Raw genomic sequence first — 22,445 nt, 5'->3', positions numbered from 1 at the left:
ATAGACATTGTCTAAGTCAAGCAGACTTCCAGAACCACACCTAGTCGCGATCTGACCTTCCCCTAATGCTAGGCTGGTGCTATGAGCGACCTTTTGGAGCGACTGCGCGGACGCGGATGGCGGATGACCGCACAGCGGCGTGTCGTCGCCGAGGTGCTCGACGGCGACCACGTCCACCTGACGGCGGACGAGGTGCACGCCCGAGCCGTGGCCAAGCTTCCAGAGATCTCCCGGGCGACGGTGTACAACACGCTGGGCGAGCTCGTGTCGCTCGGTGAGGTGCTGGAAGTCTCCACGGACAAGCGCGCCAAGCGGTACGACCCCAATGCGCACCGCCCGCATCACCATCTGGTCTGCTCGGGCTGCGGCTCGATCCGCGACGTGCACCCGAGCGGCAATCCGCTCGCCGACCTGCCGGCCTCGGAGCGCTTCGGCTTCATGGTCGCGGACGTGGAGGTCACCTACCGGGGTCTGTGCCCCGACTGCGCCGCGGCGGCCTGACCGGCACGCCACCCGTTCGGGGCGCCCCCGTCCGGGTGCGCTGGCCGGCGGGTGCGGCGGGTCCGGCCGTCGGCAGGGCGGGTGCGGCGGACGACCGGGTGCGGGTGCGGCGGACGACGCTGTACGACGCCGTACGGGCCGCCTCGAAGATCGCGATACGCCGAAGGCCCGGTTCCTGATCTCTCGGAAACCGGGCCTTCGCCTTGGTAGCGGGGACAGGATTTGAACCTGCGACCTCTGGGTTATGAGCCCAGCGAGCTACCGAGCTGCTCCACCCCGCGTCGTCACTCATAACCCTACGCGACCCCCCGCGCCCCCCGCAAATCCCTTCCGTTCCCCACGGCACAGCCACCGCCCGGCAGCACCCCGAAGGGGCGCGAGGAACTGCGCGACCAGCCACGACGAGACCCGCACACCGCCACCACCCCGAGGGGCACCCCGGGCCGGGTCCGGACCACCGGCCAAGGCTGGGGCGCGCGCGCCCCGCGCCCCGCCGGGGCGGGGACCACCGGCCGATGGCGGGGTACGCGCACCCCCCGAGCCCTGCGGGGGCGCGGACCCCGCAGCGGGCGCCGCCCAGCCGAGCCCTACGCGGTGAGCTCCTGACTCACCGCGTCCCGCAGGCGCGCCGCCCGCGCGGCAACCTCCTCGGGCCCCAACTCGGCGGCCCGGCTACTCCACCGCTGCGCCTCCGCCAGCTCCCCGCGCCGCGCGAACAGCAGCGCAAGGCGCAGCGCGGCCCGCCCGTGCCCCGCGTCGGCGGCCCGCCGCCACCACAGCGCCGCCTCCGGCTCGCTGCCCTCCCTGGCCAGCAGCAGTCCGAGGTTGAACGCGCCGTTCCGGCTGCCCGCCTCCGCGGCCCTGCGGTACCAGCCGGCCGCCTCGACGACGTCGCCGCGCGCCGCGGCCAGCATGCCGACCCGCACCTGGGCGCGCCGGTGCCCCTGCCCGGCCGCGCGCTCGTACCACTCCTCGCACTCGGTCTTCTCGATGACGGGCTCGCCCAGCTCGTGCGCGGGAGGCGGCGGACGGCGGGCGTCCAGCACGGTCGCCAGGCGGTACGCCGCCTCCGGGCTGCCGCCGCCCGCCGCACACCGCAGGTGCCGCTCCGCGCCGGCCTCGTCGCCCTCCCGGAGGAGCGCGATGCCGACCTGGAGCGCCGCCTCGGTGTGCCCGCCCGCGGCCGCGCGGGCGTACCACGCCAGCGCGCCCCGCTCGTCGCCGCGGCCGGCGCACAGGATGCCCAGGTTGAACGCGGCGTCGACGCTGCCGGCCTCCGCGGCCTTGGAGAACCACGGCTCGGCGCCCTCCCCGTCACCGTTCTGCAGCAGCAACACGGCGAGGGCGTTGGCGGCCTCGCGGTGCCCGGCGTAGGCGGCCCTGCGGTACCACTGCTCGGCCTGCTGGGTGCGCCTGCGCTCGGCGCACAGCAGGGCGAGGTTGTAAGCGCCGTTGATGTCACCCGCGTCCAGTGCCGCGCGGTACCAGCGCTCCGCGGTCTGGGGCTCGCCGCGCTCGGCGTGCAGGGCGCCCAGGGCGTTGGCGGCGTTGCCGTCGCCCTCCTGGGCGGCCTTCAGCCACCAGGTCTCGGCGCTCTCCAGGTCCCCGGCGTCGCGCAGCAGGAAGCCGAGGGCGCATGCGGCGCGTGCCTCGCCGTCCTTGGCGGACGTCAGGTACCAGCGCCCGGCCTCCTTCAGGGCGCCACGCTTCTCCAGGATCTCGCCGAGGTGCAGGGCGGCACGCCGGTGCCCGCGGGCGGCGGCCTGCCGGTACCACTGCTCGGCCTCCTCGGCCGGGCCGAGCTGCCGAGGCCCGGTGTGCTCCGCGCCGGCGGGCGCCAGGTCACGGGACGACGGAGCATCAAGGGACGCCGGAGCGTCACGAGGCGACGGGGCGTCACGGGGCTGCGGGTCCGCACCGGCCCGGCGGCGGACCTCCGCCGCGCTCTGGGCCCGCCGCATCCCGGAGGGGTTGGTTCCGCTGCGGTGCGCGCCGGTCCTGGGCCCCGCACGCTCCCCTCCGGGCCCCTCCTTCTGCGCCCGCAGGTCGAGGATTCTGGCCAGCCGGTACGCGGCCTCCCGGTGGCCACGCTCCGCGGCCGCGCGCATCCAGTGCTCGACGCCGTCCTCGCCGCGGTGCTCCAGCAGGTCGGCGAGTGCGTAGGCGCCGAGGACATGGCCCTGCTCGGCGGACTGGCGCAGCCAGTACTCGGCGGCGGGTTCGTCGCCCCGCTCGCGGTGGTGCCGGCCCAGGGCGTGGGCCGCGGCGGCGGAGCCGGCCACGGCGGCGACCCGCCACCAGCCGGCGGCCTCGTCGGCATAGCCGCGCTGGTGCAGCAGAACGCCCAGGTTGTTGGCGGCGGCCCGGTCCCCGGCCGAGGTGGCGGCACGCAGCAGGGGCTCGGCCCCGTCGAGATCACCGCGGCGCAGCAGTGTGGCGCCGAGGACGCTCATCGCCTCGACGTCACCGGCCTCGGCGGCGAGCCGCCTGCGGGCCTCCTCTGCGGCCACCCCGGACTCGTCCCGGTCGGCCTGCTGCACAAAACGGCCTGTCTCCAACAGAGTTGCCTTATCCCCCATACCGTCCATCGTCGCACCACCTGCAACCTTGGTACACCTGGTATACCGCAGCCGGTGAGGTCACTTCAGCGTTTTGTCGACATGCCCACAGAGAGATAAGTCAAACGCGTGATTCTCAACTCCTCGGGGGTGCCGCCTCGTCGCACTAGTCCGACCGGCCCGGTCTCCGCACGGCGCACTGCCGCGCGAGGGTCGCGCTGAGCGTCGGTGACCGGCGCCCGGGCCGGGCGCGCCCGCCGGGGCCAGGCGCAGGCGAAAGGCCGGGACCCCGCTGGTACGTACGGCGAACCCGCCGGTCAGGGGGCCGGCCGCACGAGGTCGGCGCAGGACATGCGGAAGGCCCGGATCCAAAAGCAGGATCCGGGCCTTCGCGTCCGTAGCGGGGACAGGATTTGAACCTGCGACCTCTGGGTTATGAGCCCAGCGAGCTACCGAGCTGCTCCACCCCGCGTCGTGTTCCAGAACCGTATCACGACGTGGGGTGTGCACCTCGATCAGCCCTGGCCGCCCGAGCCCTTGGCCGCGCCCGAGCCGCCCTTGCCGGCGCCCGAGCCGCCGTTCTTACCGGCGGCGGCCTGGGCGTCCTCAGCGTGCTTCAGGGCCTCCTCCAGCCTGTCCTGCGCCTCGGCGTACGCCTCCCAGTCGGGCTTGGCCTTCTGCAGCGCCTTCTGGCCGTCCTCGAAGGCCTTCTGGGCGTCGCTGAGGGCCTGCTTCACCGTGGGGTTCGCCGGTGGCGCCGGCTGCCCGCCGGGCTTCTGCGGCTGGGCGGGCCCGGCGCCCTTCACACCGAAGGCCTGGTTGAGGGAGTCGGCCAGGGTGTCGGCGAAACCGGTCTTGTCACCGTAGGAGACGGCGACCTTGCGCAGCAGCGGGTACTGGGAGTTCCGCCCCTGGGCGTAGATCGGCTCCACATACAGGAAACCCTTGTCCAGTGGCACGGTGAGCAGATTGCCGTAGAGGACGGTCGAGTCGGCGCCCTTCATGTCCCGGATGAAGTCGGCCACCGGCGTCACCGAATTGAGCTTGTTCTGCACCTGCTCGGGACCGTCGACCTTGTCCTCGGTGACCCGGAGGAGTCTGATCTTGCCGTAGTCCTTGCTGGTGGCGTCGGCATCGACGGCCATGAAGGCTCTCAGGTTGGGGCGTCCGCTGGGGGTGAAGGTGGACGTCAGGGAGAACTGCCGGCCGCTCTGGTCGGGCATCTGCAGCGACAGGTAGTACGGGGGTACCGGGCTGTTGTCCTTCTTGGTGGGGTCGTTGGGGACCTGCCAGGCGTCACTCGCGTTGTAGAACTGCTGGGGCGACGTGACGTGGTAGAGGGACAGCAGCTGGCGCTGCACCTTGAACATGTCCTGCGGGTACCGCAGATGCTCCTTGAGCTCCTGCGGGATGTCCTTCTTCGGCAGCACCGTGCCCGGGAAGGCCTTCTTCCAGGTCTTCAGGACGGGATCCTTGTCGTCCCAGGTGTACAGCTTGACCGTGCCGTCGTAGGCGTCGACGGTGGCCTTCACCGAGTTGCGGATGTAGTTGACCTGGTTCTGCTGGGCCACCACCGCGCGTTGGTTGTCGCCCTCGTTGAGGGAGTCGGCCGTGGTGTCGCCGAGCGTGGTGCGGGATGCGTACGGGTAGCCGTTGGAGGTCGTGTAGGCGTCGACGACCCACTGGATGCGGTGGTTCACGACCGCCGGATACGCGTCGCCGTCGATGGTGAGCCACGGGGCGACGGCTTCGACGCGCTCCTTGGGGGTGCGGTTGTAGAGGATCTTCGAGCCCTTGCCGATGGCGCCCGAGTAGAAGATCTGCGGTTCGCTGAAGGCCACCGCATAGGCGGCGCGGTTGAGCGGGTTCGAGATGTCGACGCCGCCCTTGCCGCGGAAGCTGGTGGTCTTCTGGTTGCCGCCGTCCTGCTCGTAGTCGAGTTCCTTCTGGGGACCGCCCACGATCGAGTACTGGTGCGTCTTCTCGCCGTAGTAGACGCGCTGCTCATAGCTGCCGAGGTCCCCGGTGGCGGGCAGTCCCGACTCGGTGAACTGTGGTGCGCCCTTCGAGCTGGGGTCCGTGGCCGTGCCCTTGGCCGCGACGATGCCGAAGCCGTGCGTGTAGGTGAAGTGGTCGTTGATCCAGTTCCGCTTGTCGACGCCCGACAGATTGAGCTCGCGCAGGCCGATGACGGTGTCCTCGCCCTTGTAGCGGTCGACGTCCAGGGTGGTCGGGAACTGGTAGTACGTCCGCTCCTGCTCCAGCTGCTGGAAGGTGGGCGAGACGATGTTCGGATCGTTCAGCCGGTAGCTGGCGGCCGAGTCGGCGTCGGTGCGCTGCTTGTCGGCGTCCGTGACCACGCCCTTGCCCGAGTAGTCCACGGGCGTGACGCCGTCGATGCCGTAGGCCTTGCGGGTCGCCTCGATGTTCTTCTGGATGTACGGCGCCTCCTTGGCCTGCTCGTTCGGCTGGACCTGGAACTTCTGAACGATCGCCGGGTACAGGCCGCCGATGAGGATCGCCGAGAGCACCATCAGGCCGAAGCCGATCACCGGAAGCTGCCAGGTGCGGCGCCACAGCGTCGCGAAGAACAGCAGCGCGCAGATGACGGCGATGCAGAACAGGATCGTCTTGGCGGGCAGGTAGGCATTGGCGTCGACATACCTGAGACCGGTCCAGTTGCCGGTCGCCTTGAAGTCGCTGGACTTCACCGCGAGGCCGTACCGGTCGAGCCAGTAGGCGACGGCCTTGAGGGTGACGAAGATGCCGAGCAGCACCGAGAGGTGGCCGGTCGCGGCGGCGGTGGCCCGGGCGCCGGGGCTGGTGAGCCGCAGGCCCCCGTACAGGTAGTGCGTCAGGGCGGCGGCGATCACGGAGAGCACCGCCGCGGCGAATCCGAAGCCCAGCAGGAAGCGGTACCAGGGCAGCTCGAACGCGTAGAAGGACACGTCCATGTGGAACTGCGGGTCCTTCTGGCCGAAGGGCACGCCATTGACCCACATCATCCACGTACGCCACTGGCCGGCCGCGGACGCGCCGGCGATCAGGCCCACCAGGGCGGTGATCGCGAGCAGGATCCACTTCTTGTAGGGCGCGATGCCCATCCGGTAGCGGTCGAGGTTCTGCTGCTCCATCGACATGGCGCTGAGCGGCGGGCGCAGCCGGTGCGCCAGCCAGACGTTCACGCCGACCGCCACCGCCATCAGCAGGCCGAAGACGAAGAACAACCCGATCTTGGTCCACAGCGTGGTGGTGAAGACGGAGGAGAACTTGACGGACCGGTACCAGAGCAGGTCCGTCCAGAAGCCCGCGAACATGACGAACGCCATGGCCAGCACGGCCAGCACGCCCAGCGTCAAGAGCAGCGTGCGGACGCGCCGGGACGGTCGGCCCACTCTGATCCGTGACCCCGTGGGGCCTGAGCCGCGGTCCGGCATCTGGAAAGCCAAGGTGCGCACCTCGAAGTTCGCGAACAGCTGTCGGGAGCTGTGGACGGGAGACGGACGGGGGATTCGGGTCGTTTACAACTCTTGTGCTCTATGAGGTCTTGTGCCGTGTGGCGTCGTGCGCCGTGTGCGGTTTGTACGTATTAGGGGCGTCTGTGGATGTTCCGCACGGGACTGTCCGTGGCCGGAGGGCCGTCCCGCGATCGTAGGGCCCACTGATGCAACTTACTGACGCTTTACGCAGTTCCCGTTCCGGCCCCCGAACCAGGCAGGATATTGACCATGTCCAACGATTCCCCCGCGACCCCTCCCATGGCCGCGAGCCCCCTCACCCGTGCCGTGCTGGAGATCGACGAGTACGTCTCCGGCCTCGGCTGGGACCAGCCCGCCCGCCTGTTCGCCCTCGTCGACACCGCCCGGCTGCGTGCCGAGGAGCCCGGCCTCGCCGACCGCCTCGGCCTGGCGGAGGATCCCACGGCGGGGTCGCTGACGCCGATCGAGCAGGAGGAGGTCCCGGCGGGCGACCCGCTCGACGAGTTCCTCGGCACCATCGCCTGGCCCGACGCGGTCAGCGGCTGCGCCCTGACCGTGGAGCGCCTGATGCTGCCGCCGTCGGCAGAGGCCTCGGTGCCGGACGGTCTGGACGGCGCGCGGCTCGCGGAGTGGGTCGCCGCGCACCCGGACCGCCAGGAGGTCCGGATGACGGTGGCGGTGCTGCGGGACGGCGCACGCGAGTCGGCCCTCAGGCTGCGCGAGAAGGACGCGCCGTCCGAGGTGCTGACCGGCTCGGGCCTGGTGCCCGGGCTCGCCGACGCGCTGGTCGCCACGTTCGAGGAGTAGCGGCCGCACCGGTGCGGGCGGTCGGGGGCGCCCCGGCGGGTCACTTCCTGGCGCAGGTCGGCAGGGCCCCCGTCCTGCCGCTGCGGATGTCCTTCAGGGCACCGAGAGCGTCGTGGATGGTGCCGACCTTGACGAGGGTGAGGCCCGCGGGGACGTTCTTCTCGGCGGCCGCGCAGTTGCCCTGGGGGGTCAGGAAGTACTTCGCTCCCTTGTCCCGCGCTCCGATGGTCTTCATCTCGATGCCGCCGATCCGGCCGACCTTGCCGGAGTCGTCGATGGTGCCGGTGCCGGCCACGAACGCACCGCCGGTGAGGTCGCCGGGCGTCAGCTTGTCGACCAGCCCCAGGGCGAACATCAGCCCGGCGCTGGGGCCGCCGACGTCCGCGAGCTTGATGTCGATGGAGAACGGATAGGTGTGGTCGGTGCCCGCCTGGATGCCGACGACCGCGCGCGAGTCGTCCGGGGCCTTCCGGGTGGTCATCGTGACGTTGCGGGTGCTGGTCGCCGTCTTCCCGGCCTTCTCCGCGGCGGCCTGCTCCTTGGCGGGGACCACGCTGAAGACGACGTCCTGCCCCGGCTTGTGCCGGGTGACCAGCTTCGCCACGTCGTCGGGCTTCTTCACGGCCGTGCCGTCGACGCTCCGGATGACGTCGCCCGCGTGCAGCCTGCCCTGGGCGGCGCTGTCCTTGAGCACGGAGGCGACGACGACCCACGACTTCACCGGGATGTGCAGTTCGCGCAGGGCGGCGACCTTGGCGCTCTCCTGGGACTGGCTGAACTCCTCGGCGTTCTCCTGGTTCGACTGCTGCTCGGTCTGCCCGTCAGGGTAGATCGCCTGGTGCGGCACGACGAGCCGGTCGTCCGCCAGCCAGCCGTAGACCGCCTCGACCAGGTTCATGTTGTACTCGGCGCTGGTGACGCGGACGGTCGTCATGTTGAGGTGGCCGCTCGCCGGGTAGCTCTTGTGTCCGGAGATCTGCAGCACGGGCTCGCCGCCGTGATCGGAGAGCGTGTTCACCGTCGGCCCCGGGGACATCTCCGAGTACGGCACGCGGATGAATACACCCGCACACAGCAGCGCGATCAGGATCAGCGTGGAGGCGAGCATCGTCGAGGTGCGGCGTGGCATGGCACGACAGTACGGGACAAGCCTGTGGGAGCAGGGACGGGGCTGCCCGGGCCGGCACCGGCTCCCGTCGGGCACGCAGGCCGGTCACGCACCGTCGTCGTCCGCATACGCGCGCGTGGACCCCCTCCTCCGCAATGCGCGCGCGTGGTCGTCGTCCTACCGCACGCGCGCGTGGGTGCCGACGCGAACCCCCTCCACGTGCGCGTGGAGAGCGTGCGCACGTGGAGAGAGCCGGCACCCGGCTGGTAGCCCTCGCCGCGGAACTGCGGAGAACACGCGCACGTGGAGACCGGCGCCGGGCCGCTACACGCGCGTGGAGACCGGCGCGGGATCCTCGGTGCCGGCGGTGACGGGGGCGGCGGTGACGGGGGCGGCGCCGTCCAGGGCCGACTTCTCCATCGCCGCACGGAAGCGGGCATAGCCGGCCAGCTCCGGGCCGTCGCCGATCCGGCGCTGGCGCGCGGCCCACTTGCCCCACAGCCCCGCGCCGACCGCAGCCGCAAGCGGAATCATCAACCAGGCAAGCGCCGCCATGCCGACCTCCCAACCCCGAGAGCCACCGCCACTGACTGATCAGCAGATTAATCGTCTGCACCGTCAACGCTCTCCGCGGGGGTCCGGTTACGCAACCGGAATACTCCGCACCGGTATGCGGTCAGCAGGCGCCGACCCACTCCTCGGTGCCGTCGGAGAAGTGCTGGTGCTTCCAGATGGGCACCTCGTGCTTGAGGTCGTCGATCAGCTTGCGGCAGGCGGCGAAGGCCTCCGCCCGGTGCGGGCAGGAGACGGCGACGACCACGGCGAGATCGCCCACCTCCAGATCGCCCACCCGGTGGACGGCCGCGAGCGCGCGGACGGGGAACTCGGCGACGACCTTCTCCGCCACCCTGCGCATCTCCGCCTCGGCGGTGGGATGACAGGTGTAGCCGAGTCGGTCGACCGCGGCACCCCCGTCGTGGTTGCGCACCGTGCCCACGAAGAGGGCGGTGCCACCCGCCGCGTCGTCGCCGACGGCCCGGAAGACCTCGTCCACGGAGAGCGCGGCATCACGCACGGCAATCAGCCGGATGACCTCAGAAGCCATTGACATGCCCCCATCCTAGAAACACGGGGGCGGACCCCCGTCCCCGAGGACGGTTCCCACCGCCGGCTGCCGCCACTCCCCCACGCACCACGCGGCTCCCTGCCGCCCGTCCCGCCTCACCACACCGGGCTCTCCGCTCCCGTCACGCCGGCACGCCGGCACGCCCCGGGCTCTGCCCACACCGCTCGCGCCGCCATGCCGGACAGGCACCCTCCACCTCCGTGCCGGGCGGGCGCTTCCCGCGCCCCCATGCCGGACAGGCATCCCCACGCCCCGTGCCGGACAGGCACCCCCCACGCCCCGTGCCGGACAGGCCCCCCACGCCCCGCGCCGGAGGGCCACACCGCGCGCCTGCACCCGCCGCCGCGCGACCGTTCCCGGCGCCCCGCTACCGGCGCCGGGCCCTGCGCGCCCTGCGGACCAGGGCCGCCGTGCCCAGCAGAGCCACCGTCGCGCCCGCGGCGCCCGCGGCCGTCGCGTCCTTGCGCCCGAGCCGCCGGCCCGCGACCGTGTGCCGCCCGGCCACCTCGGCCAGCAGCTCCGCGAGCACCTCCTCGTTGGCCCACTGCGGACGCCAGCCCGCGTCGTGCAGCCTGCTGACGCTGACCACCCAGGGGTACATGGTGTAGGCGAGGTCGCCGGCGGGAGACGGGGTGAGCCCTATGCGGTGCAGCCGGGCCGCTGCCCCGAGGGCCACCGCGGAGGGCAGCTCCATGCGGCGGATCCCGCTGAGCTCCTCGACCTCCTCCTGCTCCAGCCAGCCGTCGCAGCCGACCGCGAGCTCGCCCTCGACCTTCTCGAGGACCGCGTACTCCAGGGCGCTGCACAGGTCCTCGACGTGGCAGAACTGCCAGGCGGGCCGCGATCCGGCGACCACCAGCAGCCGGGGTGACTCGAAGTAGCGGGTGAGGGCCGTGTCGGTGCCGCCCACCAGGACGGCCGGCCGGACCACGGTCACGTTGAGGCCGGGGTGCGCACGGGGCGCCCGGCGGCCGAGGCGCTCGATCTCCAGGAGGTCTCCCACACCGGTGGCCTCGGCGGTCGCCCGCAGCTCCGCGTCCTCGGAGAGCGGCAGCTCGTTGTCGGGGAGCGCCCCGTAGACCATGGCGGAGGTGCACAGCACGACACGGCGGACCCCGGCCGCGGCCGCCGCGGTGAGCACCGTCTGGGTGCCGCGGACGTTGTAGGCGCTGCGGGCGGCCGGATCGGTCTCCAGGTCCAGGTCGACGGCGAGGTGCACCACGACGTCCACACCGCGCAGCCGGTCGGCGATCGCCGGGTCGCGGACGTCCAGGGTGTGCCACTGCGCGTCCTCGCACGGCCCGCGCCGCTCGTCCACGGCCACCACCTGACCCACCTCGTCGCTCGCGGCGAGGCGCTCGGTCAGCAGTGCGCCGACGCCCGAGGCGGCGCCGGTGACGGCGACGACGGGCCCGCGCGGCACAGGTCCTGGCCCGGGGTTTCGCGCTGCGCGAACCTGTGGATCAGGGGAACTCACCAGGTGTCTCCAGCGGTTGTCTTCATACGTACGCCACTCAGAGCGCACGGAGCAGGTGGCATCCATCCTGCCGCAGGCACCGACTCGGCGGAGCACCGAGGCCCGGCGGGCCTCGGGTGTCTACGCTGGACAGTGACGCAGGGCAGTCGCCGCCGGATCGGACCGGCGGCCCAACGAGCCGAGGAATCCCGTGAGTGACACCCCATTCGGATTCGGCCTTCCGCCAGAGGAGCCGGACGACGGCGACGAGGGCAAGAAGAAGGACCAGCAGGGCGGTGGTGGTCAGGGAGAGGGACCTGCCAATCCGTTCGGTTTCGGACTGCCCGGAGCAGGCGGCCCCGGCGGGGAGAACCCACTGGCCGCGATGTTCGGGTCGATGAACCCGTCGGACCTGGGCGCCGCGTTCCAGCAGCTCGGCCAGATGCTCTCCTACGAGGGCGGCCCGGTGAACTGGGACATGGCCAAGCAGATCGCCCGCCAGACCGTCTCCCAGGGCACCCCGGACGGCACCAAGGACAGCAGTGTGGGCCCGGCGGAGCGCTCCGCAGTGGAGGAGGCGATCCGCCTCGCCGACCTCTGGCTGGACGGCGCCACGTCCCTGCCGTCCGGTTCGGGCGCCGCGGTTGCCTGGAGCCGTGCGGAGTGGGTGGAAGCCACCCTTCCGGTGTGGAAGGAGCTGGTCGACCCCGTCGCCGAGCGGGTCGGGGCGGCCATGGGCGATGTGCTCCCCGAGGAGATGCAGGCCATGGCGGGCCCGCTGATCGGGATGATGCGCTCCATGGGCGGTGCCATGTTCGGCAGCCAGATCGGCCAGGCCGTGGGCGTGCTCGCGGGCGAGGTGGTGGGCTCCTCCGACATCGGCCTGCCGCTCGGCCCGGCGGGCAAGGCCGCGCTGCTGCCGCTGAACGTGTCGGTGTTCGGCAAGGACCTCGGCGTGCCCCAGGAGGAGGTGCGGCTCTACCTGGCCCTGCGGGAGGCCGCCCACCAGCGGCTCTTCGCCCATGTGCCGTGGCTGCGGTCGCATCTGTTCGGCGCCGTCGAGGGCTATGCGCGGGGCATCAAGGTCGACACGCAGAAGCTGGAGGACGTGGTCGGCCAGCTCGACCCGCAGAATCCCGAGCAGCTCCAGGAGGCGCTCCAGCAGGGCATGTTCCAGCCGGAGGACACCCCCGAGCAGAAGAACGCGCTGGCCCGTCTGGAGACCGCTCTGGCGCTCGTCGAGGGCTGGGTCGACGCCGTCGTCCACGAGGCCGCCAGCCCCCGGCTTTCCTCGGCCTCGGCGCTCCGTGAGACGCTCCGCCGCCGCCGCGCCACCGGCGGCCCCGCGGAGCAGACGTTCGCCACGCTGATCGGCCTGGAGCTGCGCCCCCGCCGCCTGCGCGACGCAGCCCGGCTGTGGGCCTCGCTCACCGACGCGCGCGGCGTGGACGGCCGTGACGCCCTGTGGGCCCACCCGGACATGCTCCCCACCGCCTCGGACCTGGACGATCCGGACGGCTTCGTGCACCGCGAGCAGCTCGATTTCTCCGAGCTGGACAAGATGCTCGGCGAGGCCGCGGGCGGCCCGGCCGGTGGCGAGGAGGGCCGCGCCGAGGGTGGCGAGCAGGAGGGCCCCAAGGACACGGGCACCGGGGACACGGGCACCGGGGACACGGGCACCGGGGACACGGGCACCAGGGACACGGGCGGCACCCGCGGCAAGGACGCCGACGGCACGGACCTCGCCTCCGGCGACTCCGCCCCCGGTACGGACCCGGGCAGGGACTCCGGCTCGGAGGGCGACGACAAGCGGTGAGTCTGTACGACGACGCCGTGCTCGTCCTCAAGGCGTACCCGGCGCAGGAAGAGCTGCGCCAGACCTACCTGGACCACCTGTCCGCGCACCCGGACGGCCTGTGGAAGGCGTGCGCGGACGGGCACATCACGGCGAGCGCCCTGGTGGTCGACCCCCGGCGCGGCCGGGTGCTGCTGACACTGCACCGCAAGCTCCGGATGTGGCTGCAGATGGGCGGCCACTGCGAGCCCCGGGACGCCACGCTCGCGGCCGCGGCGCTGCGCGAGGCCACCGAGGAGTCCGGCATCGAGGACCTGACGCTGCTGCCCGGTGGGCCGGTCCGGCTCGACCGCCATCTGACGCCCTGCGCCTGGCACCTCGACGTCCAGTACGCGGCGCTCGCACCGCCCGGGGCGGTCGAGGCGATCAGCGACGAGTCCCTGGACCTGCGGTGGTACCGCTACGAGGAGGTGCCGGAGGCCGCCGACGACTCGGTCGTCCGCCTCCTCACCGCCGCACGGGAGCGCATCGGGACATGAGCGGTAAGGGGCGATCACCCTGTGTGGTCGCCCCTTACCGCGCTCCTGCGTCAGTTCCAGACGTTGCCCTGGTTCTGGCCGTGGGCGCCGTACTGCCCCATGCCGTACTGGGCGCGCAGCCCCTGGCCGATCACGGCGCTCTGCGGTGGCAGCAGTTCACTGGGCTGCACGAGCGCGTAGCCCTGTCCCATGAAGCTGAGCTCCCAGCCCTCCCCGGTGTCGCCCCGCCGCCGCCAGACGCCCGAGGAGTGCGTCTGCGCCTGCATCTGCACCCGCAGGCCGCCCGACCAGGCGACGACGGCGTCCGCGTCGGCGCTGACGTAGCGGTCCGGGGTGACCTGGAGCATCAGCGGCTGCCCCGAGGTCATCAGGGCCACCTGGCCGCGCCCGGTGATGATGATCTGGTACTTGCCGGAGCCGGAGATGCCGTACTGGCTGTCCACGGCCACGACCTCGTAGTGCAGCGCGGAGTCCATCGCGAGCACGTTGCCGCTGTCGACGGTCACGCCGTCCTGGTCGACGTCGACCACATGGACGTGCTGGGCGAGGTGGGCGAAGTAGACCGTGCCCTGTCCGTGGCAGCGCATGAGGTCGAGTCCCTCGCCGGTGTACGCGCGGGCACGCTGCCGGCCCATCGTCTGGATCTCGCCGTCGAACTCGATCAGCCCCTGGTAGGCGACCATCGAGCCCTTGCGCGCGAGGACGTCGTCATGGCCCTGTAGGGCGACCCGCAGCAGCTGCGGGTTCTGCAGGGTGTAGCGCTCCTGGGTCTGCTGCTCGGCGTGGCTGAAAAGCGGGCTCTGCATCTGTTGTCTCGTCTCCCCCTGTCTCGTCTCGCTCGCCTTCAGCCCCTGATCCGGAGCCGGTCGGTGCTGTCCTCGCTGGGCTGGACGACGACGATGCCCTGTCCCGAGAAGCCCATCTGGTAGGCCTCGCCGCTGCCCCGCCCGACGAGCGAGCCGGCCTTGAAGCTGCGCTTGCCCTTCACCTTGAGGTTCGGCGACCAGGCGATGAGCGCGTCGGGGTCCACATAGGTCTCGTCCTCGCCACGGCCGCAGTCGACGACGATGGGGGTGCCCCGGGAGGTCAGGGCCACCGCGCCATGCCCGGAGAGCTGGATGTTCCACAGGCCCTGGCCGGTGAACTTCGCCAGGCCCTTGACGCGCTCCACGCCCCACTGGAGGTGCGCGTCGAAGGCGAGCAGATTGGTGCCGTTGACGGAGAGGGCGTCTCCACCGAGATGGATGACGACGACGTCCGCGCCGTAGTCGGCCAGGTAGAGCAGGCCGTCGCCGCTGCACTTCATCAGGGGCGCGCCTTCGCCGGTGATCCAGTCCCGGGCGATCTGCCGGACGGCGGGCGGGTTGGGCTCGTACTGGACGAAGCCCTCGTAGGCGACCATCGAGCCCACGCGCGCGAGGAGGTCCTGGCCGCTCTGCATGGCGACCTTGACCATGTGCGAGCCGTGGTTCTCCATGCGGGCGGCCACCGGTGCCGGGGCGAAGCCCGCGAGCTGCTGGTTCATGACGGACCTCAGACCTCGTACGGCTGGACGACGATGAAGTTGCCGGGCGCGCCCCGGAACTGGAGGTTCACGCTCTCCCCGCCGGCACCCGGGTAGGCGTTCATCCGCATCCGCACCTGGCTGGCGACGACCACCTGGGACGCCGCCGACCAGGCGACGACCGCGTTGCAGTCGGCGAAGGTCGTGGGCGTCACCGGGAGCACGACGGGGACTCCCCGTGTCTTCACGACGACCGTGCCGGTGCCCTGGAACCGCAGGGTGAAGAGGGCGCCCCCGGGGATGCCGTGCCCCTCGATGCGGCGCACCTCATACTGCAGGGTCTCGTCGAAGGCGAGGACGTTCTCCGCGGAGACGCAGATGGCGTCGCCCTGGAGCTCGACGGGGTGCAGATGGGCGCCGTCCTCCGCGAGGAACACCTGGCCGCGGCCCGAGCAGCGCATCAGCTGCATCTCCTGACCGGTGGCGTTGCCCACGATGCGGCCGGCGAAGCCGGCGCCCTTGTAGCCGAAGTCGACCTTGCCCTGGTAGAGCACCATGCTGCCCTGCCGGGCCAGCACCGGCTGGTCGCCGATGGCGAGGTCCACCCGGATCAGCTTCTTGTTCTGCTGGGTCCAGCGCTGCCCGGTGGCCGCCTCCTTGTAGGGCTGGAGCGCCGCCATGACGCCCTGGGCCGCCCCTCCGTGGGCCGCGGCTCCCGGTGCCCCAGGGGCCGCCGCTGTCCGGCCGGGCTGCCGACCGGGGTACTGCGGCTGCCCGGCCGGCTGACCCGCCTGCGTGTACGGGGGCGGCGCCGGCGGCTGGCCGGCGAACGTACCGCCCACCGGCTGCGGTGCGCCGGGAGGCTGGACGTGACCGGGCGGGGGTGCGGCCTGGGGCTGGGCGTAGCCCGGCGGCAGGGTCGGCGCGGGAGGCTGCCCCCACCCGGCGGGCGCGGCCGGAGTCGGCGTCCGGGTCCCGTAACCGGGTGGGAGGGTCGGGGACGGCACGTCGGGCCGGCCGTAGCCCGGCGGCAGGGACGCGGTTTGGCCGGGCTGGGCGTAACCGGGCGGCACGGGCGCGGCGTGACCGGGCGGCACGGGCGCGGCGTGACCGGGCGGCACGGGTCCGGGCTGACCGGGCGGCACGGGTGCGGGCTGACCGGGCGGCGCGGGTGCGGGCCAGCCGGGCTGGCCGTAGCCGGGTGGCAGGGGCGCCGTCCGGCTCGACTGCGGCGGCGGGCCGGGCATGGAACCCCCGGTATGGGGCCCGCCCGGAGGTGGCGGCTGGTCGGAGTGGCCGTACGGGGAGTACGGCGAGTACGGGGCGGTGGCACCGTCCGGGCCCGTCGGCCCCGGCAGGGTCGCTGCGGCGTGCACGGTCGGCTGGGCCGGGCCCGCGGGGACCTCGGAGGGCGCCGCGGGAGCCTCGGGGGCGCCCTCCCATGGCGGCGGGAAGCCCTGGGCCGCGGGAGGCGGGGCGGTCGGCGCGGACTGGTGCCCCGGGCCGGGCGGGGGCTCGGGCGCGGTCGAGGGCTCGGACACGGCCGGCGGCTCGAGCGAGGCCGGGGCCGGACCTGCCGGGACGGCGAACGCGGGCGGGGCCACAGCCGGGGAGGGCGGGGCGAACTCCGGAACGGGGCCACCCCGGCTCGGCGGCGCGAAGCCGGGCACCCCGGCCCCCGCCTGCGGCGCCGCCTCCTGCTCCTCGGCGATCTCACCGCCGAAGTTCTTGATCAGCGCGTCGAGTCCACCGTCGAAGCCCTGGCCGACGGCGGCGAACCGCCAGACGTCCTTCAGGTAGAAGTCGCCGAGTATCACGGCACGCTCGGTGGTGAACTCCGGCCCGCTGAACGAGTACCGTGCCACCTCCTCGCCGCACGCCACGATCCGCAGGTATCCGGGGCCGATCTGCGACATCCGGCCGTCGCCGTCGATGCTGGCGGTGAACGACAGCCGCTGGATCCGTGGCGGGATCCTGCCGAGGGTGACGCGGAACGACTCCGTGTCGCCGGCCTGCGCCCCGAGCAGTTGGATGGCCTCCTCGGGTGACTTCCGCTGGTTGAAGAAGATGAAGTAACGGTCGTCGGAGAGGCGTTCGTCCGCGTCGAGCCCGAAACAGCTGATGTCGAAGGTCAGCCCCGGAGCGGAGACATGCGCCCCCACGTACAGATCCGTCCCGGCGGTGAGGTCACTGATCCTGGCCTTGTGTCCGCGTTGGAATTCCCGAGCCATGCGCGACGCCCGTCCCCCCATCCCGATGTGTGTGTACGTCGCGCCAGGCTAACGGCAATCTCTGACAGCGCACGAAGCCGGTACGGACCCGGTACACAATCACCGGGACGGGTGCGGATGGTCAGTCCGGGGCGGGCAGATGGGGCAGCCGGTCCGCGGCCACCACGCCTTCGAGATAGCCGCGCGCACGCTCCGTGCGGGGGTACGCCTCCAGCAGTCGCCAGAAGCCGGGACCGTGCCCCGGCACCAGCAGATGAGCGAGTTCGTGGACGAGGACGTAGTCGATGACGTACTCGGGCATGCCCTGCAGCCGGTGCGAGAGGCGGATGCTGCCCTCGGCGGGGGTGCACGAGCCCCAGCGGGTGTTCTGGTTGGTGACCCAGCGAACCGAGGTGGGTCTGGCGCGGCCGTCGAAGTACTGGGCGGACAGCCGTCCGGCCCGCTCGGCGAGGTCGGCGTCACCCAGCGTGCGCCTGCTCTCCTGCGCGGCGAGCTTGTCGAGCATGACGGTCACCCAGCGCTGCTCCTCCGCCTTGGACATCCTGGCGGGGATCAGTACGACGGTGCGATCGCCCTCCCGGTACGCGGAGACCGTCCTGCGCCGACGGCTGCTCCTGCGCACCTCGACCGCGCTCGCCCCCGAGCCGGTCGGCTGGCTGGTCGTACTGCGCTGAGAGGTTCCGGCGCGGTGCAGTGGGTCGGCGGGCACGCCCCGACGTTACCTGCTGTGCCCGGGGGAAGTCCCGCCCCCCGGGCCCTTCGGGGCCGATCCGGCGCCGACCGCGGGATTTCTCATATTCGTATGACAATTTCCCACACCTGTGGATAACTCTCTGCAGCCGAGGCCGGTGACGTGGATGCTGGAACCCGGCCGGTGGAGCGACGGGGGGCTCCACCGGCCGACCGGGGCGTCGCCGACGTCCCGGCCACGGCACACCCTGTACAGCCTGTACCTCCGGCACACGACCCAGCGGGCAGACGCCGGACGGCACACGGCAGGCCGCACGGCACACAGAACACGGCACACAGAACACAGAACACGGCACACGGCACACGGCACACGGCACACGCGATCTCACGGGGGAATCCATGCATCCGCTTCTGAAGCCCGCGCTGCGGCGCGGCTGGCGCAATCTCAACACCGTCCAGTTCGGCGTGGCACCCGCCCACGCCGTGGTCCTCGGCCCTGTGGACCTCGCCTCGGGCAGCTTCCTCACCCTGCTCGACGGCACCCGCGGGCTGCCGCTGCTCCGAGAGGAGGGCCGCCGCATGGGCCTGTCCGAAGCGCAGATGGACCGGCTGATCGACCGGCTGACCGGGGCGGGCCTGCTGGACGACGCCACGGGAGGCGGCCCGGGCGCCGACGCCCTGCGCGCCAAGGGTGCCGTACTCGACCGGCTCCGTCCGGACCTGGCCGGTCTCTCGGTCACCGACCCGGCGCCCGGCGGGGCCATGCGGACGCTGGCCGCACGCGGGGCGATGCGGGTGCAGGTCCGGGGCGCCGGGCGGGTGGGCGCGGTGACGGCGGCGCTGCTGGCCGCCGCGGGCGTGGGCCATGTCGATGTGCGCGACGGCGGCCGCGTCGAGCCGTGGGATGTCGCCCCGGGCGGCCTGCCGCCGGAGTCCGTCGGCGAGCGGAGGGCCGACGCCGCGCTCAGGGTGGTCCGCCGGGCCGCGCCCGACCGGCCACCGCGCTCATCGGCGGACGGGGCGCCGGAGGCAGACGCGGGCGGAAAGGAGGTGTCGCTGGTGGTCCTGGCGCCCAGGGACGGCCTGGACGCCCATGCCCCGGACCCCGCCGTCTCGGCGGACCTCGTCTCGGCCGGCGTCCCCCACCTCTTCGCGGGCGTGATGGAGGCGACCGGCGTGGTCGGGCCCCTTGTCCTGCCAGGGATGACCGGCTGTGCCGGCTGCCTCACCCAGGGCCGGACGGACCGGGACGCCGACTGGCCGCGACTGGTGGCACAGTGGCGCTCGGGCCGGCAGCGGCAGGTGATCGCGGGCGAGCTGGCCCTTACCTCCACCATCGCCTCGCTGACCGCCACCCACGCCCTGGCCTTCCTCGACGGCGGCCTGCCGGCGAGCGCCGGCGCCCGGTGCGAGCTGTCGGCGCCCGGTCTCGACTGGCGGTGCAAGCCGCTCCTGCCGCACCCGCACTGCCCCTGCGGCGCCGCTCGCAAAGCGGCTGACCAGCAAGGTTCCGCCGCCGACGGAGAGAAGGACCCCGGCGCGGACCGCCCCGGCAAGGGTCGGCAAGCTAACACGGCACGCACCGCCGTGGACGGCCGACGGCACGAGACAATGTCCCGGTAATCGGCGTACGTGGCACAGCTGTCTGGGTTTTGGAGGGGCGCATGTCTGATCTTCCCCGGAAGGCGGTCACCCGTACCGCGAAGCTGGCCGCGCTGCCGCTGGGCTTCGCCGGGCGGGCGACCTGGGGGCTCGGGAAAAGAATCGGCGGCATGTCGGCGGAGCTGGTGGGCAGGGAGCTGCAGCAGCGCACGGCCGAGCAGCTGTTCCGGGTGCTGGGCGAGCTGAAGGGCGGGGCCATGAAGTTCGGGCAGGCTCTGTCCGTCTTCGAGTCCGCGCTCCCGGAGGAGGTCGCCGGGCCCTACCGCGCCGCCCTCACCAAGCTCCAGGAGGCCGCCCCTCCGATGCCGACCAGCACGGTGCACTCGGTGCTGGCCGGCCGGATGGGCGAGGACTGGCGCGAGCTGTTCCTGGAGTTCGAGGACAAGCCCGCTGCCGCCGCCTCCATAGGCCAGGTGCACCGGGCGGTGTGGCACGACGGCCGTGAGGTGGCGGTGAAGGTCCAGTACCCGGGGGCCGGCGAGGCGCTCCTCTCCGACCTGGGTCAGCTCAGCCGCTTCGCCCGGCTGCTCGGCCCGCTGATCCCCGGCATGGACATCAAGCCTCTGATCGCGGAGCTCCGCGACCGGGTCTCCGAGGAGCTGGACTACGACCTGGAGGCCGAGGCGCAGCGCCTGCACGCGGAGGAGTTCGCCGACGACCCCGATGTGCTGGTGCCGGAGGTGGTGCACCAGTGCGACCAGGTCCTCGTCACCGAGTGGATAGAGGGGGTACCGCTCTCGGAGGTGATCTCCGGCGGCACCCAGGAGCAGCGTGACCGCGCGGGACAGCTGCTGGCCCGCTTCCTGTTCTCGGGCCCCGCCCGTACCGGGCTGCTGCACGCCGACCCGCACCCGGGGAACTTCCGGCTGCTGGCCGACGGCGAGGGCGGCTGGCGCCTGGGCGTGCTGGACTTCGGCACGGTGGACCGGCTGCCCGGCGGGCTGCCCCCCATCATCGGCCCCTGCCTGCGTATGACACTCGACGGCGAGGCCGACACCGTCTACGAGCTCCTCCGTGAGGAGAACTTCGTCAAGGAGGACATAGAGCTGGACCCGGCGGCGGTCCTGGACTACCTCCTGCCCATCATCGAGCCCGCCCGGGTGGACGCCTTCGAGTTCACCCGCGGCTGGATGCGCAGTCAGGCCGCCCGGATCGCCGACCCCCGCTCCCCCGCCCACCAGCTCGGCCGGCAGCTCAACCTCCCGCCGTCCTACCTCCTGATCCACCGGGTGACGCTGAGCACCATCGGCGTCCTGTGCCAGCTCGGCGCCACGGTACGGCTCCGTGACGAACTCGAGGCCTGGGTGCCGGGGTTCCTTGAGCCCGACGAGGAGCTTGAGGACATCGTCGACGTCGTCGACGACATCGAGGAGACCGACGAGACCGACGAGAAGGTCGGAGAGGACTTTCGGGAGGCGAAGAAGCCGAAGAAGGCGAAGGCAGAGCAGGAAGGGGAGCCGGCCGCGGAGGCCTGACTCGGCGGCAGGGATCTCCGCGCCCCGCGCACGGTCCCCAGCCCGGACGGATGGCCGGGCAGCCGGGCCGGGCAGGGAAGCCGGAGCCGGGAGCCGGGCAGCAGGACCGGGCAGCAGGGCCTGGGAGCGGGGAAGCCGGGGCCGCCGGCCGAGCCGAGGAGTCGGGCCGTCAGCCGGGCCGGGCAGCGCGGAAGCCCCGTGCGCCGGGCCTTTGTGGGGCCGGTTCGCGGGGCTTCCCAGGTTCCATCGTGTTCGGGCGGGGTCGGCTCCGGCTGGATGTGGCCGGGGCCCCATGTCCTGCCGCACGGGGAGCCGTCGGGCCATCGGGTCGTCGGTTACTGCATGACCGCCCTGGCCAGAGCGCGGCGGGCGCGCAGCGAGGCGCGCTCGGCGCGGCGCTGCATCCGGCGGGCCGTGGCCAGGTGGGCCCCACGGCGCCGGGCGTCGGCGTCACGCAGTTGGTCGTGCATATGCGCACGAGCCAGGGCTTCTGGGATGAGTTGCATCTCTCGGTTCCTGTTCTGACGCGAGTCGCTCGCGCCCGAGGTCTTCGGGTCCGGTGTCGCGGAGCCCAGAGGCTCCTGGGAGGACGGCTGCATCAGGGCCTGCTTCGTGGGGTCGTGCGTGACGGGGCGATCGATCGTTCCGGTGGTGTTCATGCCGCGACCGGGTTCTTGCGCGGGCGGCCACGCGGCCGCTTGCGGGCCACGACGACACCCTGGACGAACAGTTCGCCGCCCCAGACACCCCAGGGCTCACGCCGCTCCTTGGCGCCGGCGAGGCAGGCCTCGATCAGCGGGCAGGTGCGGCAGAGGGACTTGGCATACTCGACGTCTGCCGGCGACTCGGCGAAGAAGACCTCCGGGTCGTAGGAGCGGCAGGGGACGGGTACGCCCAGGTTCTCGATGGCGTCGTCGAGCGCGGTGAGCGCGGTGAGCGGAGTCACGGTGGAGTCCTCTGTCAGGCCGGGCGGGGGGATCGTGTGTGAAGGCGGTACGGACGGGGCGTGCGCTTCGAGTTGCACGGTGTCGTCTTCCTCGTCTGGTCGTTCCGGTCGATGTGGCCGGATGGCTGGTACCGGATCTGTTGTTGTCCCGAGGCCCCTTCGCTCCGTCGCCCCGTGGGGAAAACAGAAGGGCCGCGGATCCCTGGTGGGGTTCCGCGGCCCTGAAGGCGCCGGCCTGGTCGTCAGGCTGGAGTACTCCAGGGTTCGAGCCCACGGAAGGCCCACATGTGGTGCTGGGTCGTCAGCTTCCGGAATCCGGCACCGGCCGCCGCAAAGGCATAGGCCTTCGCCTGTGCCGCCGCTACTGCTGCCGGTGCCTGGGTCGGTCGCTGATTGCGCTCACGGACGGGCAGGCCCGCGAGAGACACGGAGGACGCCGACCGGCCGGCAGGAACGCCGGACAGACCGGTGCCCGAAATCGAGAGGCCGAGCGGGCAGGAGGCGGCGACCACGCGATCGGTCAATTTGGCGGCACTGCTGAAGCCGGTGTTCATCGTGATCACTTCAA

Annotated in this window: 19 protein-coding genes and 2 tRNA genes; 6 read left to right on the top strand and 15 right to left on the bottom strand. The window is 72.3% G+C overall.

What is annotated here, in order from left to right; all coding sequences use genetic code 11:
• Positions 1-81 precede the first annotated feature (81 nt).
• Complete coding sequence (locus ACSMXW_RS25255; RefSeq protein WP_485799611.1) at positions 82-501, top strand: Fur family transcriptional regulator; 420 nt, start codon at positions 82-84, stop codon at positions 499-501.
• Positions 502-705: 204 nt separating this feature from the next.
• Here the strand turns inward: ACSMXW_RS25255 and ACSMXW_RS25250 are convergent.
• From ACSMXW_RS25250 to ACSMXW_RS25235, 4 genes are all read right to left on the bottom strand, one after another.
• Positions 706-782, bottom strand: a tRNA-Met gene (locus ACSMXW_RS25250).
• A gap of 306 nt (positions 783-1,088) precedes the next feature.
• Positions 1,089-3,089 (bottom strand): tetratricopeptide repeat protein, encoded by a 2,001-nt coding sequence (locus ACSMXW_RS25245; protein WP_485799610.1) that lies wholly within the window; start codon positions 3,087-3,089, stop codon positions 1,089-1,091.
• 368 nt (positions 3,090-3,457) lie between these two features.
• Positions 3,458-3,531: transfer RNA gene (locus tag ACSMXW_RS25240), tRNA-Met, on the bottom strand.
• A gap of 43 nt (positions 3,532-3,574) precedes the next feature.
• Entirely contained in the window at positions 3,575-6,496 is a 2,922-nt protein-coding gene (locus ACSMXW_RS25235; RefSeq protein WP_485808295.1) for a UPF0182 family membrane protein, read from the bottom strand.
• A 291-nt stretch (positions 6,497-6,787) separates the two neighbouring features.
• On the opposite strand from ACSMXW_RS25235, the gene ACSMXW_RS25230 reads away from it, so the two are divergent.
• Positions 6,788-7,345: a PPA1309 family protein gene (locus tag ACSMXW_RS25230; RefSeq protein WP_485799608.1), complete on the top strand. Its 558-nt coding sequence runs from the start codon at positions 6,788-6,790 to the stop codon at positions 7,343-7,345.
• 40 nt (positions 7,346-7,385) lie between these two features.
• On the opposite strand, the gene ACSMXW_RS25225 is transcribed toward ACSMXW_RS25230, so the two are convergent.
• The 4 genes from ACSMXW_RS25225 to ACSMXW_RS25210 form a co-directional block, all read right to left on the bottom strand.
• Positions 7,386-8,474, bottom strand: a complete 1,089-nt coding sequence (locus tag ACSMXW_RS25225) for a YlbL family protein (RefSeq protein WP_485799606.1) — start codon at positions 8,472-8,474, stop codon at positions 7,386-7,388.
• 303 nt (positions 8,475-8,777) lie between these two features.
• Positions 8,778-9,008, bottom strand: coding sequence for a hypothetical protein (locus ACSMXW_RS25220; RefSeq protein WP_485799604.1), 231 nt, complete (start codon positions 9,006-9,008; stop codon positions 8,778-8,780).
• A gap of 121 nt (positions 9,009-9,129) precedes the next feature.
• A complete protein-coding gene (locus ACSMXW_RS25215) occupies positions 9,130-9,564 on the bottom strand; it encodes a molybdenum cofactor biosynthesis protein MoaE (RefSeq protein ID WP_485799602.1) in 435 nt (144 codons plus the stop codon).
• 382 nt (positions 9,565-9,946) lie between these two features.
• Positions 9,947-11,056, bottom strand: a complete 1,110-nt coding sequence (locus ACSMXW_RS25210; protein WP_485799600.1) for an SDR family oxidoreductase — start codon at positions 11,054-11,056, stop codon at positions 9,947-9,949.
• A 190-nt stretch (positions 11,057-11,246) separates the two neighbouring features.
• Between ACSMXW_RS25210 and ACSMXW_RS25205 the strand changes: the two genes are divergently transcribed.
• Positions 11,247-12,851, top strand: a complete 1,605-nt coding sequence (locus tag ACSMXW_RS25205) for a zinc-dependent metalloprotease (protein WP_485799598.1) — start codon at positions 11,247-11,249, stop codon at positions 12,849-12,851.
• The gene (locus tag ACSMXW_RS25200) at positions 12,848-13,369 is read left to right on the top strand and encodes an NUDIX hydrolase (protein ID WP_485799596.1); all 522 of its coding nucleotides are present in this window, start codon (positions 12,848-12,850) and stop codon (positions 13,367-13,369) included. Before ACSMXW_RS25205 ends, ACSMXW_RS25200 begins: the two co-directional genes overlap by 4 nt.
• Positions 13,370-13,419: 50 nt before the next feature.
• Here ACSMXW_RS25200 and ACSMXW_RS25195 read toward each other — a convergent pair whose 3' ends face one another.
• From ACSMXW_RS25195 to ACSMXW_RS25180, 4 genes are all read right to left on the bottom strand, one after another.
• Positions 13,420-14,175 carry an AIM24 family protein gene (locus ACSMXW_RS25195; RefSeq protein ID WP_485799594.1) on the bottom strand — a complete coding sequence of 252 codons (756 nt, stop codon included), beginning with the start codon at positions 14,173-14,175 and terminating at the stop codon, positions 13,420-13,422.
• Positions 14,176-14,213: 38 nt separating this feature from the next.
• Positions 14,214-14,894: an AIM24 family protein gene (locus ACSMXW_RS25190; RefSeq protein WP_485799592.1), complete on the bottom strand. Its 681-nt coding sequence runs from the start codon at positions 14,892-14,894 to the stop codon at positions 14,214-14,216.
• Positions 14,895-14,902: 8 nt separating this feature from the next.
• A complete protein-coding gene (locus ACSMXW_RS25185; RefSeq protein WP_485799590.1) occupies positions 14,903-17,104 on the bottom strand; it encodes a TerD family protein in 2,202 nt (733 codons plus the stop codon).
• A gap of 121 nt (positions 17,105-17,225) precedes the next feature.
• Positions 17,226-17,813: a M48 metallopeptidase family protein gene (locus tag ACSMXW_RS25180; RefSeq protein ID WP_485799588.1), complete on the bottom strand. Its 588-nt coding sequence runs from the start codon at positions 17,811-17,813 to the stop codon at positions 17,226-17,228.
• A gap of 380 nt (positions 17,814-18,193) precedes the next feature.
• Between ACSMXW_RS25180 and ACSMXW_RS25175 the strand changes: the two genes are divergently transcribed.
• Together ACSMXW_RS25175 and ACSMXW_RS25170 are read left to right on the top strand one after the other, a co-directional pair.
• Positions 18,194-19,417 carry a TOMM precursor leader peptide-binding protein gene (locus tag ACSMXW_RS25175; protein WP_485799586.1) on the top strand — a complete coding sequence of 408 codons (1,224 nt, stop codon included), beginning with the start codon at positions 18,194-18,196 and terminating at the stop codon, positions 19,415-19,417.
• 41 nt (positions 19,418-19,458) lie between these two features.
• Positions 19,459-20,931, top strand: coding sequence for an ABC1 kinase family protein (locus ACSMXW_RS25170; RefSeq protein WP_485799584.1), 1,473 nt, complete (start codon positions 19,459-19,461; stop codon positions 20,929-20,931).
• Between the two features lie 335 nt (positions 20,932-21,266).
• Here the strand turns inward: ACSMXW_RS25170 and ACSMXW_RS25165 are convergent, their stop codons facing one another.
• From ACSMXW_RS25165 to ACSMXW_RS25155, 3 genes are all read right to left on the bottom strand, one after another.
• Positions 21,267-21,590: a hypothetical protein gene (locus ACSMXW_RS25165; RefSeq protein WP_485799582.1), complete on the bottom strand. Its 324-nt coding sequence runs from the start codon at positions 21,588-21,590 to the stop codon at positions 21,267-21,269.
• Positions 21,587-21,955, bottom strand: a complete 369-nt coding sequence (locus ACSMXW_RS25160) for a WhiB family transcriptional regulator (protein WP_485799580.1) — start codon at positions 21,953-21,955, stop codon at positions 21,587-21,589. The genes ACSMXW_RS25165 and ACSMXW_RS25160 overlap by 4 nt, the downstream gene beginning before the upstream one ends.
• Positions 21,956-22,119: 164 nt before the next feature.
• Positions 22,120-22,431: a hypothetical protein gene (locus ACSMXW_RS25155; protein WP_485808293.1), complete on the bottom strand. Its 312-nt coding sequence runs from the start codon at positions 22,429-22,431 to the stop codon at positions 22,120-22,122.
• Between the last annotated feature and the right edge of the window lie 14 nt (positions 22,432-22,445).

This window comes from Streptomyces sp. DSM 116793, assembly GCF_057320905.1.
This window is presented reverse-complemented; position numbering and strand designations above follow the sequence as displayed.